This is a genomic window from Massilia antarctica (assembly GCF_015689335.1).
Classification (GTDB): Bacteria; Pseudomonadota; Gammaproteobacteria; order Burkholderiales; family Burkholderiaceae_D; genus Telluria_A; species Telluria_A antarctica.
Map to the genome: position 1 here is coordinate 3,180,339 of NZ_CP065053.1, position 16,782 is coordinate 3,197,120.

Genomic DNA, 16,782 nt, shown 5'->3' on the forward strand with positions numbered 1-16,782 from the left:
GCGACGCGGGGCGCGCGTTCATCGCCCGATCAGCACCACCGTATATCCCCCGACTATCTCGCCGCCGATTTTCTGCCGCACGCGCAGCACCTGCGCCTCGCCGCGCTTGATGTCGGCGATGCTGGCGTGGAAGGGGATGGCTTGGCGCTCGCATCCGCGCAGCACATCCTCGGCCGGCAGCAGCAGCTTGCTCCGCGCATCGAACGGAATATCGCTCAAACGCTGCCTGCGCGCCTGGCCCACCGTGGCCGGCAGCAGACCGTAGGCAAGCGGATTGGCTGGGGTGACCAGGCCGGGGTTGGCCAGGCCCGTGTACAGCTTGAGCCAGTCCATGGTGTCGGGTGCGTCGAGGGTCGCTTCGATCCGCGCCGGCCCGGGGTTGGCCAGATAGCCCAGGTTCAGCGCCAGGTCGATCGCCGCCGGCGAAGATGATGGAATGACGGCGATATTGCGCTGCCCGATATGGCGGTCCGCCGGGGCCGAGAACTGGTCGGGCGAGACGGCATCGAGTATCGGTTCATGCACCCGCACCACCAGGCATTCGTGGCCGCCGTTGACGAAGGCCGGCACCCAGCTTTGCGGACACTTGACGATGGCGTGGCAGCCGTGGCTCAGGTAGCGCCCGTCCGGGCCATTCACGATTCGCCATTCGGTGCTGTTGTTGAAGCGGTTGCCCAGGTCGACCCAGGTGGCGCCGATGAAATTGGCGTCGGCGCGCGAGATGCCCAGGGTGGGGTCGAACCAGTAGAATTCCACGCGCACCCGCAGCGCCGGCGCTTTGCCCAGGTTCCAGACGTGCGCATACAAGGTGTTGGGCGCGTTGGCGCGCGCGATACCGCCCACCGTGGCCGGCTGTACCGGCGCGCTGGCCGCGTCCTGGCTGGGCACCACGTAGATATCGGGCGACTCCCAGAACACGCCGTTCAGCGGGCGCGCGCCGTTGTCGCCGCCGTTGGCGCGGATCAGGAGAAACGGCAGGAATTCATCCTTGCGCGGACCGAAGGTCGGACCGTTCTGGAGGATGCCCTGCACCTGGCCGTGGAACCATGGGATTTCGGCCGGGCTGCCTGGCGGTGGGCGGTTGACGGTTTCGGGCCGCTGCGGCGCTGTCTTGACCGGGGGGGGCAGGTCGGCTTGCGGCAGTTCCACCGTGCCGGGGAACGGGCAGCGCGGCGGCGGCGGACACACCGGCCCGTGCGGCGGCTGGCACGGATCGTGGCCGCAGCGGCACTGCCGGCAGGGCACTTGCGGTGCGCCCTGCGCATGGCAGGTGCAGGTGCAGGCGCGGTCTTGGTCGGATGGTTTCATGATGTCCCCCTGTCGTCGTCACTGTCTTTGCCGCTGGCGGCGCGCGCGGCGCCGCGCGCCAGTGCCGCCAGGATGCCGCTGCCCACATCCACGCCGCAGCCGGGGTTGCTTACGCCCGCTTCGAGGAAGTAGATATTCAAGGGCACCGACGGGTTGTGCAGCGTTGCTGGTTCGGCCTGCGATGGCCACGTGCACGGCGGCTGGAACTCGAAGCCTTCGGGATCTTTGATCCCGCCGGGGGTGAGGCTGCGCGCGAAGTCCCAGGTGTGGTAGCCGTAGCCACGGTCCGCGTCCAGGTTCCAGTCGACCAACGGTACGGTGGCGCCACCGCCCGGCTGCGGATTCTGGCGCGAATTGAGCCAGATCAGATAACTCGAAAAGCCGACCGCGTCGCCCAGGTGGCGATTCGCGCGCAGGGCCGGGCCGACCGCGTCGGCCGCTTGCGGCGTGGCCGCGTTCTCGAGGTCATCGCGGATCTGCGGGTCCGCGCCCACGTTCTGGAACAGCACATCCGGGTTGGCGCGGCGCGGATGCGGCCCGGCGAAGGTCGGCGCCAGTTCGACACCCTGGTCAGACGGATACTGCCAGGGATGCTTGAATTCGTCCTCCGGATGGCGGCGCGGGTATGCCCGGTCGCGGAACGGCGTCAGGTCGAGCACCGGCGTGTCGAAGCCAGGGAGCACGTTGCCGACATCGTTCAGCACCCCGGCGAACGCTTGCGCATCGGGCAAGCCGACCGTGATCAGGCCGACCGTGATTTCATCGTCCATCGGCAGCAGGTAGCCGGACATGACCAGCACGGCGCGGAACGATTTGAGCAAGTGGAACAGCGGCAGTTCGAGCGCGTAGTAGAGGCCCAGGCGCAGCGGATAGGTGACGATGTCGGCCAGGATCGCCCACGGCAGGGTCGCCAGGTACACCGCCACCTGCACGATATACAGCAGCACCTTGATGATCGAGAGGATGAAGTCGAGCAGGTCGTCCCACCAGTTGCTGTCGTCGCCGCCGGCGCCGGGGGCGCTGGCCTGCGGATCGTTAAAGGTGGGGAACTGCAGGTTGGGGAATACGTCGGGCGGTGGTGGCGGTTCGTGCGCGAAGCCATCCACGGTGGTCATTTTCAGGAAGGCGAACAGCAGGCGGTAACAGGAGGCGATCAGGTCTTCGCCCGGCTTGCCGTCTTCCTCGCGCAAGATGCGCGGGTGCGCACCGTCCTTGTAATAGATCGTGGTAATGGTCTCGTGCAGCAGTTTCGCGATCGGGTCGGCCAGCTCGGAATCGACATCGAGCAGGCGGCGCCGGGTCCAGTTCTCGCGCAGCGTATTGCCGCCCGGGTAGGCCGGGCGCGCCACCCCGGCGCCATCGTTTTCGCGGAAGGCGATGTCGAAGTACAGGGCCGATTCGGTCAGCTGCGGATACTGGCCGCCGCGCGCCGGCCCGGCGCCGTCGCGCAGGTAGCGGAAGGCGTCCATGTGGTTTTCCACCAGGTGGTGGCGCTGCCAGTGCAGCCGGAACGGGCCGCCGGAAATGGCGTTGACCAGCGCATGGCCGGTGACATCGGTGCCGACGTGCGTCATGTAGCCGAGCGCGTAGGCGCGCGCCTTGTCCTGCTCGTCCTGCGACTCGAATTTGGCCGCCTGGTTCCACAGTTCGCGCGCGAACTGGCCGGTGCGGCGGTAGTGCAGCATGTCCGACCAGAGGAATGCCTGTTCATCGAAGCCCTTGTTCAGGCCCAGCGAAAAGAACTCGAACAGATCGAGGCGCGTGACGACGAAGTTTTCGAGCGCCGTGATCAGGATGCCGGACAGTTCACCGGCGATATTGCCGACGCTTTCGGACAGGCCGCCGGTCAGGCGACTGAGTTCCTCGGCGGTGTTTTCCGAAATCGGCCCGAGATAGCGTTCGTATTTTTCGATGTAGGGATCGAGCGCGTCGTACAGCCCTTCGAGCACGCGCAGCACCCCGATCAGGGCGCTCGATAGCGGGAACGGCCCTTGGTCGCGAAAATCCGGCAGGAAGAAAAACAGATCCGGGCCGATCGCGCCCAGGCTGGCGAAGTTGGGATGGCGCTGCATGATGCGCGCCAGTTCGGCGGTGTCGGCGCCGGTCCATTCGGGGTTGATGCGGGCGCTGGCGGCGGGTCGGAAACTGCCGCGCCCGAGCGCACGGGCGGTTGCGCGCATGGCGCTCATGTGTATATACGGTCCGGGCATGATGCCCTCCACAAATGCGGTCGTCGGTCGGAACCAGTTCACTGGTTTGTCGTCTGCATTTGTAACGGTAGACCTGCGCTACCACGCCGCCCTGTGGCATCGCAAAGGCGGCGCGATTGATGGGGACGCCTTAAACGGCGGGCTTGTCAGTCTCAGCAGCAACAATGCCGAAGCGCACGCGATAGCGTATTGTGTTGATCCGTTTCGCGCTTTCGAGCTCGACGTAGACCGCTTCCTCATCGCCACCCGATCCAGTGCCGCCGCCACGCATGGCGTACCCCCAATCTTCATTGCCATAGGCGCCAGAACGACCGACCGCTATCCCTAATTCCTCGACCTGCCAAACGAACGACAGCCGCACTCCGGATTCCGATGCAATCAGTTGTGCCTTGCCGCGCGCATCGGCCAGCGCCGCCGCGTGGGCTGCCGCCCGTTCGGCGTCGGACGCCTCGAATTGCGGCTTGAGCATGGACACGCTCAGGGTGTAGCGCTGGTGCTCGAAAATCGGTTGCAGCGCGTCGAGCGCGGTGTACAGGCGCTTCGCGTCCGAACACGCAATCAGGATCTTGAATGCGCGTTCCTGCCCCGGTTTGCCCTTTTTCCAGAACCAGGGTTGCCAGATGGCGTTGCCGCCCTCGCTCATTTCGTCGGGATCGATGCCCGAGCTCTTGAGGACGCGAATGCAATCGTCGCGCAGCGCGCCGGCTTCGCTGATGGCGGTGTCGGCGTGGGCGGCGCGCACCGACAGCGACAGGTCGGCACGGTAGGTCGTCACTTGTTCGACCAGCGAGGACTGGCCGATTACTTCGATATAGGAATCCATGGTGGTGTCGTTCTGCTTTCAGGAGGTTGGTCCGGGGCCGCAATCATACGTGAGCCGGCCGCGGGTCCGCGACGGCCACCGCCGACAGCACCATATGGGTGATCATGGCCTCGGCATCGTCGAAGTCCTTGCGCGAAAGCTGTTTGCGGTTCAGCACCAGCGCCATCTGCGCCGAAAAATCGGCGTACGACTGGGTCATCGCCCAGATGGCGAACAGCAGGTGGGTGGCGTTGATGGGGCCGATGCGCCCCTCGCCGATCCAGCGTTCGAACACCTCGATATCCTTGCGCAGCAGCGGCACCACGCGGCTCTGGATCTGCTGGCCGTACAACTGCGCGCCGCCGATCACTTCCATCGCATACACGCGCGAGGCCCACGGCTGTTCGCGCGAAAAACGCAGCTTGGCCTGGATGTAGGCGCGCAGCACGTCGCGCGGTTCCTGGGTCGGGTCGCCCAAGGTCGCCATGCGCGCCAGCCAGTCATCGAGCACGCCATCGAGCACCCTTTCGTACAGCGCCTGCTTGGTCGGAAAGTAGTACATCAGGTTCTGCTTCGACAGGCCGGCCTGCTCGGCGATGGTGGCGATCGAGGTGCCTTCGTAGCCGCATTCGGCGAACACGCGCACGGCAACGTCGGTGATGTCGGCTTCGAGCTTGTCGCGGTTGAGGAGGCGGCGCTTGACGGCGGCGCTGTGCGGTGCGGTGACGGTCTTGATGGTGGCCATGGTGGCTTTCAGCGTTGCGATTGCAGGAACTGGACCAGTTGGGGCGCATCGGCGGCGTACGCCACGTTGAAGCGGAACCAGATGCTCGGGGACGGGCGCAGCATGAAAAATTCGTGCGGGGAGAGCAGGATGCCGGCGCGCAGCGCGCGGTCGGCAATGACCTTGCCGTTGAACTCCGGCGTGGGCGCATCGGGCCAGCCGGCGCTGACGAACATGCCGCCGCGCGGCCGCGCCAGCGGCTCCATGCCCGCCTCGAACAGGCGTTCGATGGTGCGCTCGCGGCCCGACTGCAATTGGTCGGTCAGGCGTTCGAGCATGCGCTTGTAGGGCCGCGCGGAAATGGCGTGGTACACGGCGCGCTCGTTGATTTCGGAGGTGGTCAGCCCGGTCAGCATTTTCACGCGCAGCAGTTCGGGAATGAGCGAGTTCGATGCGCAGATCGAGCCGACCCGCAGCACCGGCGAGAGGGTCTTGGAAAAGCTGCCGACCCGGATCACGCGCCGCAAACCGTCCATGGCGGCCAGCGAGGCGTCGCCGCCGGTAGCCAGTTCGCGGTAGATGTCGTCTTCCACCAGCCAGAAATCGAACTGCTCGGCCGCCAGCAGCAGGCGGTGCGCCTGCGCCTGGGTGAGCGAAGTGCCCAGGGGATTTTGCAGCACGGTGTTGACGAACATGAGCTTGGGCTGGAGCGCGGCCGCCTGCGCCGTCAAGAGCTCCATATCGAGTCCGTCCGGCCCGCGGGCAATGCCGACCGCGATGCAGCCATGATGGCGGATCAGCGAGAGCAGGTTGCTGTAGCCCGGGTCTTCGACAAACACCGTGTCGCCCGGCTTGGTCAGGGTGCGCAGGATCAGGTCGAAGGCGTGGGTGGCGCCGTGGGTGAGCAGGATCTGGTCCGGGCTGGCCGCGAACAGTTCGTCGGCCAGGGTGGCGGCCATGTGCTGGCGCAGGGTGGGAAAGCCGAGCGGATGGCCGTAGCCGCGCAGGCGGCTGGCCGGAATCTTCATCGCGTGGCGCACGGCGTCGAGCACCGTGTCGTCGCCGTACCATTCGGGCGGCAGCCAGCCCGCGCCGACCGGCAGCGCGTCCGACACGCCGGAATACAGTTCGGGGGTGAGGGCGTCGATGGCGGCCGGTGTCGCCTGCAGCGCCAGTTGCTGCGGCGCGCTGGCCGCCTCGCTGCGGGCGACAAAAAAGCCCGAACCGCGGCGCGAACTTAACAGGCCAAGCGTGAGCAGGCGGTCGTACGACTCCACCACCGTGAAGGTGCTCACCCCATTACATTTTGCGAAGCGTCGAACCGAGGGCATCTTGGTCCCCACGCGCAGATCGCGCCGGTTTACCATCTGCGTGATGGCCGCGACGATCTGGTCGACCAGGCCGCCGCGCTTGCTGCGCTCGATCGCCAGCACCGGCCAGCCATCTCCGCAATTGCCAGGAGGCACTTCCTCATGCAAGACGTCGCTATCATCCATCCACATTCCTTTGTTGCATTGCCGCGAACTGTATTGTTTGCGCCACCGATACGGTTGGCGGGTTTTGCGATTTGTGTATATGTGCCATAGTTGATCTGCTGACTATTATTGCATCATCATTTTGCCAACTGGTAAATAATTTTTTTAGTTGTAAAAATTCTTGGAGAGTCGCATGAACGAGTCCAGACCAGAATCGATGTCGTCGTTTTGGATGCCATTTACGAATAATCGCGACTTCAAGGCCAACCCGCGCCTGCTGGTGTCCGCCGAGGGGATGTACTACAAGGATGTCGACGGCAACAGCGTGCTCGACGGCACCGCCGGCCTGTGGTGCGTGCCCTGCGGGCATGCGCAGCCGAAGATTGTCGCCGCCGTGCGCGAGATGGTCGGCCAGCTCGACTTCGCGCCGACCTTCCAGATGGGCCACCCGGCCGCGTTCGACCTTGCCGAAAAGCTGATGGACTACACCGGCCGCCGCTTCGGCCACGTCTTCTACACCAACTCCGGTTCGGAAGCGGTGGACACGGCGCTGAAGATGGCGCTGGCCTACCACCGCGCACGCGGCGAGGCGGGGCGCACGCGCCTGATCGGGCGCGAACGCGGTTATCACGGCGTCGGTTTCGGCGGCATTTCGGTCGGCGGCATCGGCGGCAATCGCCGCACCTTCGGGCCGCTGTTGCCGGGTGTCGACCATCTGCCGCACACGCACAACCTGGAAAAGAACGCCTACTCGCGCGGCGAACCGGAACACGGCGCCAACCTGGCCGATGAACTGGAACGCATCGTCGCGCTGCATGATGCGTCGACCATCGCCGCCGTCATCGTCGAACCGGTGGCCGGGTCCACCGGCGTGCTGATTCCGCCAAAAGGATATCTGAAGCGCCTGCGCGAACTGTGCACCAAGCATGGCATCCTGCTCATTTTCGATGAAGTCATCACCGGCTTCGGGCGCCTGTCCACGCCGTTCGCGTTCGATTATTTCGGCGTCGAGCCGGACATGGTCACCTGCGCCAAGGGCCTCACCAACGGCATGGTGCCGATGGGCGCCGTGTTCACCAAGCAGCATATCCACGATGCGTTCATGGATGGACCGGCCGGCATTGAGCTGTTCCATGGCTATACCTATTCGGGCCATCCGCTTGCCTGCGCTGCGGCGCTGGCCACGCTGGAGGTGTTCGAGGAACAGAAAATCCTCGACAACGCCAAGGCCGTGCAGGAGTACTGGACCGACGCGGTGCATTCGCTCAAAGGGCTGCCGCACGTGATCGATATCCGCACCATCGGGCTGGTGGCCGGCATCGAGCTCGCGCCAATCGATGGCAAGCCGGGCGCGCGCGCGTTCAGCGCCTTCAAAAAGGCGTTTGCCGACGGCGTGCTGATTCGCACCACCGGCGACATCATCGCCCTGTCGCCACCGCTGGTGCTGGAGAAGAAGCACATCGACGAGTTGTTCGGCAAGCTCGCCACCATCCTCAAAAACCTGGACTGACCTTATGAGCAATCTCGATACAAAGTTGGACACAATCGCCCACTTCATCAACGGCGCCAAAGTCGATACGGCGAGCGGGCGCTATGCCGATGTCTTCAACCCCGCCATGGGCGAGCCGTGCGCGCGGGTGGCGCTGGGCACGCCGGACGATGTGGATGCCGCCGTCGCCGCGGCCGCCGCGGCGTTTCCGTCATGGTCCGCCACGCCGCCGCTGACGCGCGCGCGGGTGCTGTTCAAGTACCTGCAACTGTGCCAGGCGCATACCGACGAATTCGCGGCCATGCTCACCCGCGAACATGGCAAGACGTTCTCCGACGCGCAGGGTGAAGTGGCGCGTGGCATCGAGATGGTGGAATTTGCGGTCGGCATTCCGCAACTGCTCAAGGGCGAGTTCACCGACCAGATTTCGCGCGGCATCGATGCCTGGTCGATGCGCCAGGCGCTCGGCGTGGTTGCCGGCATCACGCCGTTCAATTTTCCGGTGATGGTGCCGATGTGGATGTTCCCGGTGGCGATCGCCTGCGGGAATACCTTTGTATTGAAACCTTCCGAGCGCGATCCGTCGGCGTCGCTGCTGCACGCGCGGCTGCTCAAGGAAGCTGGGTTGCCGGACGGCGTGTTCAACGTGGTCCAGGGCGACAAGGTCACGGTCGACGCGCTGCTCGATCACCGCGATGTGCAGGCGATCAGCTTTGTCGGCTCGACCCCGATCGCCGAATATATCTACGCGCGCGGCAGCGCAGCCGGCAAGCGCGTGCAGGCGCTGGGCGGGGCCAAGAACCACATGGTGGTCATGCCCGACGCCGACATGGACATGGCGACCGATGCCCTGATCGGTGCCGCCTTCGGTTCGGCCGGCGAGCGCTGCATGGCCATTTCGGTGGTGGTGGCGGTGGGCGACGCCGGCGACAAGCTGATTGGCGAATTGGGCAAGCGTACCGCCGCGCTCAAGATCCGCGACGGCATGGCCTCCGACGCCGAAATGGGACCGGTGGTCAGCGCGGCGGCCAAGGAACGCATCGAGCGCTTGATCGGCGAGGGCGTGGAGCAGGGCGCGACCCTGGTGGTCGATGGGCGCAACTGCAAAGTGGCGGAACGCGAGAAGGGCTTCTTCGTGGGCGGCACCTTGTTCGATCACGTGACGCCCGATATGACGATTTATAAGGAAGAGATTTTCGGCCCGGTGCTGTGCGTGCTGCGCGCGCCGGATGTGGCTACTGCGGTCAATCTGATCAACGCCAATGAGTACGGCAACGGCGTGGCGATCTACACGCGCGACGGTGGAACCGCGCGCGAGTTCGTGCGCCAGATCCAGGTTGGCATGGTGGGGGTGAACGTGCCGCTGCCGGTGCCGATGGCGTTCAATAGTTTCGGTGGATGGAAGCGCAGCATGTTCGGTGACCACCACGCGTACGGCCCGGAAGGCGTGCGGTTCTACACGCGGCATAAGGCGGTAATGCAGCGCTGGCCGAATACGGCGAGTGCTGGCGTGGAATTTGCTTTTCCACAGATGAAGTAAAAGACCCTGTAAGCGGGTGATGCGTACGGTTAGCTTAAAGACCGTCGCCCCCGCGCAGGCGGGGGCCCAAGTTCCCTCCGTTGCCAACGACTGATCATCGGACTTGGGCCCCCGCCTGCGCGGGGGCGACGGCTCGGGATAACGCAAGGGTGTTGGCGAAAACATGATAAAAACAGGGATGTAAAATGATCGACTCTCTCAAGCACCTGCCGCATGCGGCCGGCTCCAGCAGCGCACTGGCCGACCAGTTCACCGATCTCGCCCCGGCGCTGACCGAGCGCCAGGCCGCAATCGAAAGCGCGCGTTGTCTGTACTGTTACGACGCGCCGTGTACCCGCATCTGTCCGTCCGAGATCGACGTGGCCAGCTTTATCCGCAATATCCACGACAAGAACATCAACGGCGCGGCGGCGGGCATCCTCAAGCAGAACATCCTGGGCGGCAGCTGCGCCCGCGTGTGTCCCACCGAGATCCTGTGCGAAGACGCCTGCGTGCGCAATCACGACGAGGAAGGCCAGCCGGTCAAAATCGGCCTGCTGCAGCGGCACGCGCTCGATCACGCTTCCTTCAAGTCCTATCCCTTCCAGCGCGCCGAACGCACCGGAAAAAAGATCGCGGTGGTCGGCGCGGGGCCGGCCGGCCTGTCGTGCGCGCACCGCCTGGCCATGCTGGGCAACGATGTCGTCATCTACGAGGCGCGCGAAAAATCCGGTGGCCTGAACGAATACGGAATCGCCAAGTACAAGCTGACCGGCGACTTCGCCCAGCGCGAGGTCGAGTTCTTGCTCAGTATCGGCGGCATCGAAGTGCAGCATGGTCGCACGCTCGGCGTGAACCTCCATCTGCACGAGCTGCATGCCCAGTACGATGCCGTGTTCCTCGGCCTGGGCCTGAACGCCAGCCGCCAGCTCGGCTTGACGGGTGAGAACGCGCCCGGCCTGATGGCGGCGGTCGACTATATCGCAGACCTGCGCCAGGCGAGCGACCTGACGGCGCTGCCGGTGCCCGCGCGCGCCATCGTCATCGGCGCCGGCAACACCGCAATCGACATGGCGGTGCAGCTCAAGCGCCTCGGTGCCCAAGACGTGACCCTGGTGTACCGCCGCGGCTTCGAGTCGATGACCGCCACGCACCACGAACAGGATATCGCCAAGGCCAATTTGGTGCGCATCCGCACCTGGGCGGCGCCGCTGGAAGTGCTGCTCGACGAGGCGGGCCGCGTGCGCGGCATGCGCTTCGAAGAAACACGCCTCGACGGCGGACGCCTGATCGGCACCGGCGCCTTCATCGAAATCGCCGCCGAAGCGGTGTTCAAGGCGATCGGCCAGAGCATCGACCCGGTCGGCTTGTCGGACGAGATGGCGCAGCAGATCACGCGCGAAGGCGACAAGATTCACGTCGATGCGCAGTTCCGCACGGCGCTGACGGGCATTTATGCGGGCGGCGATTGCATCGCGCCCGGGCAGGATTTGACGGTTCAGGCGGTCCAGCATGGCAAGCTGGCGGCGATGGCCATTCACAATGACATCCAATTCAAGGTGGAGGTTTCCCATGGCTGACCTGAGCATCGAATTTTGCGGCATCAAGTCCCCCAATCCGTTCTGGCTGGCCTCCGCGCCGCCGACCGACAAGGCTTACAACGTGGTGCGTGCTTTCGAGGCGGGTTGGGGGGGGGTGGTCTGGAAGACGCTCGGTGAAGATCCGGCCGCAGTAAACGTGTCGTCGCGCTACTCCGCCTTGTACGGCAAGAACCGCGAGGTGATCGGCTTCAATAACATCGAACTCATTACCGATCGCTCGCTGGAGATCAACCTGCGCGAAATCACGCAGGTAAAGAAGGACTGGCCGGACCGCGCCATGATCGTGTCGCTGATGCTGCCGTGCGAGGAAGCGCTGTGGGCCGAGATCCTGCCCAAGGTGGAAGCGACCGGCGCCGATGGCATCGAGCTCAATTTCGGCTGCCCGCATGGCATGCCGGAGCGCGGCATGGGTGCGGCGGTGGGGCAGGTGCCCGAGTATGTGGAGATGGTGACGCGTTGGTGCAAGAAGCACTCGAAGCTGCCGGTGATCGTCAAGCTCACGCCGAACATCACCGATGTGCGTAAGCCGGCGCGTGCGGCCAAGGCGGGTGGGGCCGATGCGGTGTCGCTGATTAATACCATCAATTCGATCACGCACCTGGACCTGGACCGCATGGTGGCGCTGCCGATCGTGGGCAACGCCAGTACGCACGGCGGCTATTGCGGCGCGGCGGTCAAGCCAATCGCGCTGAACATGGTGGCCGAGATCGCGCGCGATCCCGAGACGCACGGATTGCCGATTTCGGGCATCGGCGGCATCGGCAACTGGCGCGACGCGGCCGAATTCATCGCACTGGGCGCGGGCTCGGTGCAGGTGTGCACGGCGGCGATGCTGCACGGGTTCCGCATTGTGGAGGAGATGAAGGACGGCCTGTCGCGCTGGATGGACGAGAAGGGGTACAAGACCATCGCGGAGTTTTCGGGCAAGGCGGTGCCCAATACGACGGACTGGAAATACCTGGACATGAACTACCAGGTGATCGCGCAGATCGACCAGGACAAGTGCATCAAGTGCGGCAAGTGCTATGTGGCGTGCGAGGATACCTCGCACCAGTCGATCGCGCAGCTGATCGACGCGGCGGGTGTGCGCACGTATGAAGTGATCAAGTCCGAGTGCGTTGGGTGTAATCTGTGCGAGATTACCTGTCCGGTGGAGGCGTGTATTACGATGGTGCCGCAGCCGGCCGTGAAACCGTATATGAACTGGACGCAGGATCCGAGGAATCCAAGGGCCGAAGTGCTAGGCTAACTGGAAAACGACAACGGCCACTGTCTTTGGAACCGTCGTTCCCGCGCAGGGCTCGGCGCCCCCGCAGGAACCCAATTTCGGTCCGTAGCCACAGACGGATCGACAGACTTGGGTTGCCGCGGGGGCGCCGAGCCCTGCGCGGGAACGACGTACCGTCCTCATTACCAAATTGGAGAACCCCACTGTGAGCAACGACCTGTCCGCCAACACGCAGCTCTGGAACGAAGACCTCGCGCCCACCTCCGACGCGCAGCGCACCTGGCGCTGGTACCACTTCGCCGCCCTGTGGGTCGGCATGGTCATGTGCATCCCGGCCTATACCCTGTCGGCCAGCCTGATCGAAGGCGGCATGTCCGGCTACCAGGCGGTGCTCACGGTCTTCATCGCCAATGCCATCGTTCTTCTGCCCATGCTGCTGATCGGCCACGCAGGCGCCAAGTACGGCATTCCCTACGCCGTGCTGGCGCGTGCATCGTTCGGTACCACGGGCGCCCGCATTCCCGCCCTGATGCGCGCCATCGTCGCCTGCGGCTGGTACGGCATCCAGACCTGGTTCGGCGGCAGCATGATCTACACCCTGCTCGGCGTGCTGCTGGGAGCTGAAATCGGCGGCGCCAAAATCGCGGGCCTGGGCATCAACGGCATGCAGCTCCTGTGCTTTCTCGCGTTCTGGGCTATCCAGTTCTATTACATCGTGCACGGCATGGAATCGATCCGCAAACTCGAAACCTGGACCGCGCCGCTCAAGATCGTCATCTGCTTCGTGCTGCTTGGCTGGGTCCATAACAAGGCCGGCGGATTCGGTCCACTGCTCGAACAGCCATCCCAGTTCGTCGAAGGCGGCAAGAAAGCGGGCCAGTTCTGGAGCACCTTCTGGCCATCGCTCACGGCCATGGTGGGTTTCTGGGCCACCCTGGCACTGAACATTCCCGACTTTACGCGCTTCGCCAAAACCCAGCGCGACCAGATTATCGGCCAGTCGGTCGGCCTGCCGTTGCCAATGGGGTTGCTGGCAGCGCTGGCCGTGATCGTGACGTCGGCCACCGTGGTTTTGTACGGCAAGGCGATCTGGGATCCGGTCGACCTGGCCAGCCGCATGACCGGCGCCGCCGTGCTCATTGCGCTGATCGTGCTGCTGGTCGATACCGTCAGCGTCAACCTGGCCGCCAACCTGGTTGGCCCGGCTTATGACTTTTCGTCGCTGGCGCCCAAGCACATCACCTACCGCGCCGGCGGCTACATCACGGCGGGCATCGCGCTGGTGATGATGCCCTGGAAGATCCTCGAATCGACCGAAGGTTATATCTTCACATGGCTGATCGGCTACTCGGCGCTGCTCGGGCCCATCGCCGGCATCCTGATCATCGATTACTACTTCATCCGCAAGACGGAACTCAATGTCGCCCACCTGTACCGCGACGACGGCGTCTACTCGTACGGGAACGGCTGGAACATGGCCGCGATTGTCGCCTTCGTCGTGGGCGTGGTGCCGAATATTCCCGGCTTCCTGAATGCGGCCTTTCCGGCGTCATTCCCGGACGTGGGCGCGTTGTTCAAGACACTGTACACATATGCGTGGTTCGTCGGAATCGCCATTTCCGCACTGGTGTACGGCGTGATGATGAAGGGGAAGGCGCTGCCCACCCTGAGCACCGCAGCCCGTACCTGAATATCTGTTTGCCTTACAGGAGAGATTTATGACCACGATTATCCGCGGCGGCACGGTCGTCAACGCAGACCGCGCGTTTCGCGCCGATGTGCTTTGCGAGGGCGACAAGATCATCGCCGTCGGCGAGAACCTCGATGCACCCGCCAATGCGACGGTGATCGATGCCAGCGGCCAGTACGTCATGCCGGGCGGGATCGACACCCACACGCACATGCAATTGCCATTCATGGGCACCGTGACGGCCGACGACTTCTTTACCGGAACCGCCGCCGGCCTTGCGGGCGGCACCACGACCATCATGGACTTCGTCATTCCCAATCCGCAGCAGTCCTTGCTGGAGGCGTACCACACGTGGCGCGGCTGGGCCGCGAAGTCAGCGGGCGACTATACCTTTCACGTGGCGGTGACCTGGTGGAGCGACAAGGTGCACGAGGAAATGGGTGTGCTGGTGCGCGATCATGGCGTGAACAGCTTCAAGCACTTCATGGCATACAAGAACGCCATCATGGCGGACGATGAAACGCTGGTGCGCAGCTTTACGCGCGCGCTGGAATTGGGTGCGATTCCGACCGTGCACGCCGAAAATGGCGAACTGGTTTTCCAGCTCCAGCAGGACCTGCTAAAAAAAGGCATCACCGGCCCGAGCGCGCATCCGCTCTCGCGTCCTCCCGAGGTGGAAGCGGAGGCGGCCAACCGCGCCATTGCGATCGCCAACGTGCTGGGGACGCCGGTGTACATCGTGCACGTGTCGTGCGCCGAATCGCTCGATGCGATTGCACGTGCGCGGGCCAAGGGCCAGCGCGTGTACGGGGAGGCGCTGGCGGGGCACCTGGTGATCGACGACAGCGTGTACCAGAGCGCCGACCTCGATTTCGCGCGCGGGCACGTGATGAGCCCACCGTTTCGCAGCAAGCACCATCAGGCGGCTCTGTGGCAGGGCCTGCGCGGCGGGAACCTGCATACGACGGCGACCGATCACTGCACCTTTTGCGCGGAGCAGAAGGCGGCCGGGCAGGATGACTTTACCAAAATCCCGAACGGCTGCGGCGGTGTCGAGGACCGCATGTCGGTGGTGTGGGACGCCGGTGTCAATTCCGGAATGCTCACGCCATCCGAGTTCGTGCGCGTGACGTCCGCGAATGCGGCGCAGATTTTCAATATGTACCCGCGCAAGGGCGTGGTGGCGGTGGGTGCGGATGCCGACCTGGTGGTGTGGGACCCGGAAGGCACGCGCACCATTTCGGCCAAGACGCAGTTTGCCAAGGGTGGGTTCAATGTGTTCGAAGGCCGCACCGTGAAGGGCATTCCATCGCATACCCTGCATGCCGGGAACGTGGTATTCGCCAGGGGCGAGCTGCGCGCGGTAGCGGGCGCCGGGCGGCATGTCGACCGGCCCGCATTCACCAAGACCCATGCTTGACCTACCGTCGCATGTCTTCAATTTTTGGAGTGATCAATGAACGATCTGCGCATTAACGGCGAGCGCCTGTGGGCGTCGCTGATGGAACTGGCTAAAATCGGCGCCACGCCAAAAGGCGGCGTCAAACGCCTTGCCCTCACGGACCTCGACAAGCAAGGGCGCGACCTTGTCGTCGGCTGGGCAAAGGAAGCCGGCATGTCGATTGCGATCGACCAGATCGGCAATGTCTTCATGCGCCGCGAAGGCCGCAATCCGTCGCTTCCGCCAATCATGACCGGCAGCCATATCGACACCCAGCCCACCGGCGGCAAATTCGATGGCAACTACGGCGTGCTGGCCGGCCTGGAAGTTGTGCGTACGCTGAATGACGAGGGCATCGCTACCGAAGCGCCGGTCGAAGTGGCGTTCTGGACCAACGAGGAAGGCTCTCGCTTCGTGCCCGTGATGATGGGTTCCGGCGTCTTCTGCGGCGCCTTCAGCCTGGAGACGGCCTACGCCGCCAAGGACACCGAAGGCAAGAGCGTCAAGGATGAACTGGCGCGTATCGGCTACATGGGCGAGCAGGTGCCCGGCCAGCATCCCATCGGCGCCTATTTTGAGACGCATATCGAACAAGGCCCGGTGCTGGAAGACGCCGACAAGGTGATTGGCGTGGTGCCGGCGGTGATGGGCCTGTCGTGGTACGACTGCGTGGTCACCGGCATGGAGGCGCACGCCGGCCCCACGCCCATGGGCTTGCGCAAGGATGCGATGCAGGTCTCCACCTACATCATGCAGGAGGTGGTGAAGATCGCGAACCGCTATCCCCCGTATGGCCGTGGCACGGTCGGCATGGTGCAGGTGTTCCCCAACAGCCGCAACGTCATTCCCGGCGAGGTCAAATTCAGCATCGACCTGCGCAACGTGAACGATGAACTGCTCAACACCATGCATGAAGAGATGCTGGCCTTTATCGACAAGACCCGCAGCGATTCCGGGCTGGTCATTTCGATCGAGCGCGTATCGTACTATCCGCCTTGCCCGTTCCATCCGGACTGCGTGGGCGCGGTGCGCGAAGCGACCGCGAAACTCGGATACTCCACCATGGATGTGGTGTCCGGCGCCGGCCACGACGCCATTTACGCCGCCCGCCTGGCGCCCGCCGGGATGATTTTCGTGCCATGCAAGGACGGCATCAGCCACAACGAGATCGAGGACGCCAAGTCCGACCACCTCGAAGCGGGCTGCAATGTATTGCTGCACGCCATGCTGGAGCGCGCGAAAATCGTGTCCACATAATTTCAGTTAAGAAATCACGTCGGCATCCTCCTACTAAT

12 protein-coding genes are annotated in these 16,782 nt (G+C 64.3%); 7 read left to right on the plus strand and 5 right to left on the minus strand.

Annotated elements, in window-relative coordinates; all coding sequences use genetic code 11:
* Nucleotides 1-18 precede the first annotated feature (18 nt).
* The 5 genes from IV454_RS14375 to IV454_RS14395 all read right to left on the minus strand — a co-directional run bounded on the left by IV454_RS14375 (nucleotide 19) and on the right by IV454_RS14395 (nucleotide 6,540).
* Entirely contained in the window at nucleotides 19-1,308 is a 1,290-nt protein-coding gene (locus tag IV454_RS14375) for a hypothetical protein (RefSeq protein WP_206091992.1), read from the minus strand.
* Nucleotides 1,305-3,488 (minus strand): zinc dependent phospholipase C family protein, encoded by a 2,184-nt coding sequence (locus IV454_RS14380; protein ID WP_206091993.1) that lies wholly within the window; start codon nucleotides 3,486-3,488, stop codon nucleotides 1,305-1,307. The genes IV454_RS14375 and IV454_RS14380 overlap by 4 nt, the downstream gene beginning before the upstream one ends.
* Before the next feature lie 160 nt (nucleotides 3,489-3,648).
* On the minus strand, nucleotides 3,649-4,341 hold the full coding sequence (locus IV454_RS14385; protein WP_206091994.1) for an SIMPL domain-containing protein: 693 nt from the start codon (nucleotides 4,339-4,341) through the stop codon (nucleotides 3,649-3,651).
* A 43-nt stretch (nucleotides 4,342-4,384) separates the two neighbouring features.
* A complete protein-coding gene (locus IV454_RS14390; protein WP_206091995.1) occupies nucleotides 4,385-5,065 on the minus strand; it encodes a TetR/AcrR family transcriptional regulator in 681 nt (226 codons plus the stop codon).
* Nucleotides 5,066-5,073: 8 nt separating this feature from the next.
* The gene (locus tag IV454_RS14395; RefSeq protein ID WP_206091996.1) at nucleotides 5,074-6,540 is read right to left on the minus strand and encodes an aminotransferase-like domain-containing protein; all 1,467 of its coding nucleotides are present in this window, start codon (nucleotides 6,538-6,540) and stop codon (nucleotides 5,074-5,076) included.
* A gap of 172 nt (nucleotides 6,541-6,712) precedes the next feature.
* Between IV454_RS14395 and aptA the strand changes: the two genes are divergently transcribed.
* The 7 genes from aptA (at nucleotide 6,713) to IV454_RS14430 (ending at nucleotide 16,744) form a co-directional block, all read left to right on the plus strand.
* Complete coding sequence (gene aptA, locus IV454_RS14400) at nucleotides 6,713-8,029, plus strand: omega-aminotransferase AptA (protein WP_206091997.1); 1,317 nt, start codon at nucleotides 6,713-6,715, stop codon at nucleotides 8,027-8,029.
* A gap of 4 nt (nucleotides 8,030-8,033) precedes the next feature.
* On the plus strand, nucleotides 8,034-9,548 hold the full coding sequence (locus IV454_RS14405) for a CoA-acylating methylmalonate-semialdehyde dehydrogenase (protein ID WP_054266532.1): 1,515 nt from the start codon (nucleotides 8,034-8,036) through the stop codon (nucleotides 9,546-9,548).
* Between the two features lie 185 nt (nucleotides 9,549-9,733).
* Nucleotides 9,734-11,107 carry an NAD(P)-dependent oxidoreductase gene (locus tag IV454_RS14410; protein WP_206091998.1) on the plus strand — a complete coding sequence of 458 codons (1,374 nt, stop codon included), beginning with the start codon at nucleotides 9,734-9,736 and terminating at the stop codon, nucleotides 11,105-11,107.
* Nucleotides 11,100-12,377 (plus strand): NAD-dependent dihydropyrimidine dehydrogenase subunit PreA, encoded by a 1,278-nt coding sequence (preA, locus tag IV454_RS14415; protein ID WP_206091999.1) that lies wholly within the window; start codon nucleotides 11,100-11,102, stop codon nucleotides 12,375-12,377. The genes IV454_RS14410 and preA overlap by 8 nt, the downstream gene beginning before the upstream one ends.
* Nucleotides 12,378-12,561: 184 nt before the next feature.
* Entirely contained in the window at nucleotides 12,562-14,046 is a 1,485-nt protein-coding gene (locus tag IV454_RS14420; protein ID WP_206092000.1) for an NCS1 family nucleobase:cation symporter-1, read from the plus strand.
* A 28-nt stretch (nucleotides 14,047-14,074) separates the two neighbouring features.
* Nucleotides 14,075-15,466, plus strand: a complete 1,392-nt coding sequence (gene hydA, locus IV454_RS14425; RefSeq protein ID WP_206092001.1) for a dihydropyrimidinase — start codon at nucleotides 14,075-14,077, stop codon at nucleotides 15,464-15,466.
* Between the two features lie 36 nt (nucleotides 15,467-15,502).
* Nucleotides 15,503-16,744, plus strand: a complete 1,242-nt coding sequence (locus IV454_RS14430) for a Zn-dependent hydrolase (protein WP_206092002.1) — start codon at nucleotides 15,503-15,505, stop codon at nucleotides 16,742-16,744.
* The last annotated feature ends 38 nt before the right edge of the window (nucleotides 16,745-16,782 follow it).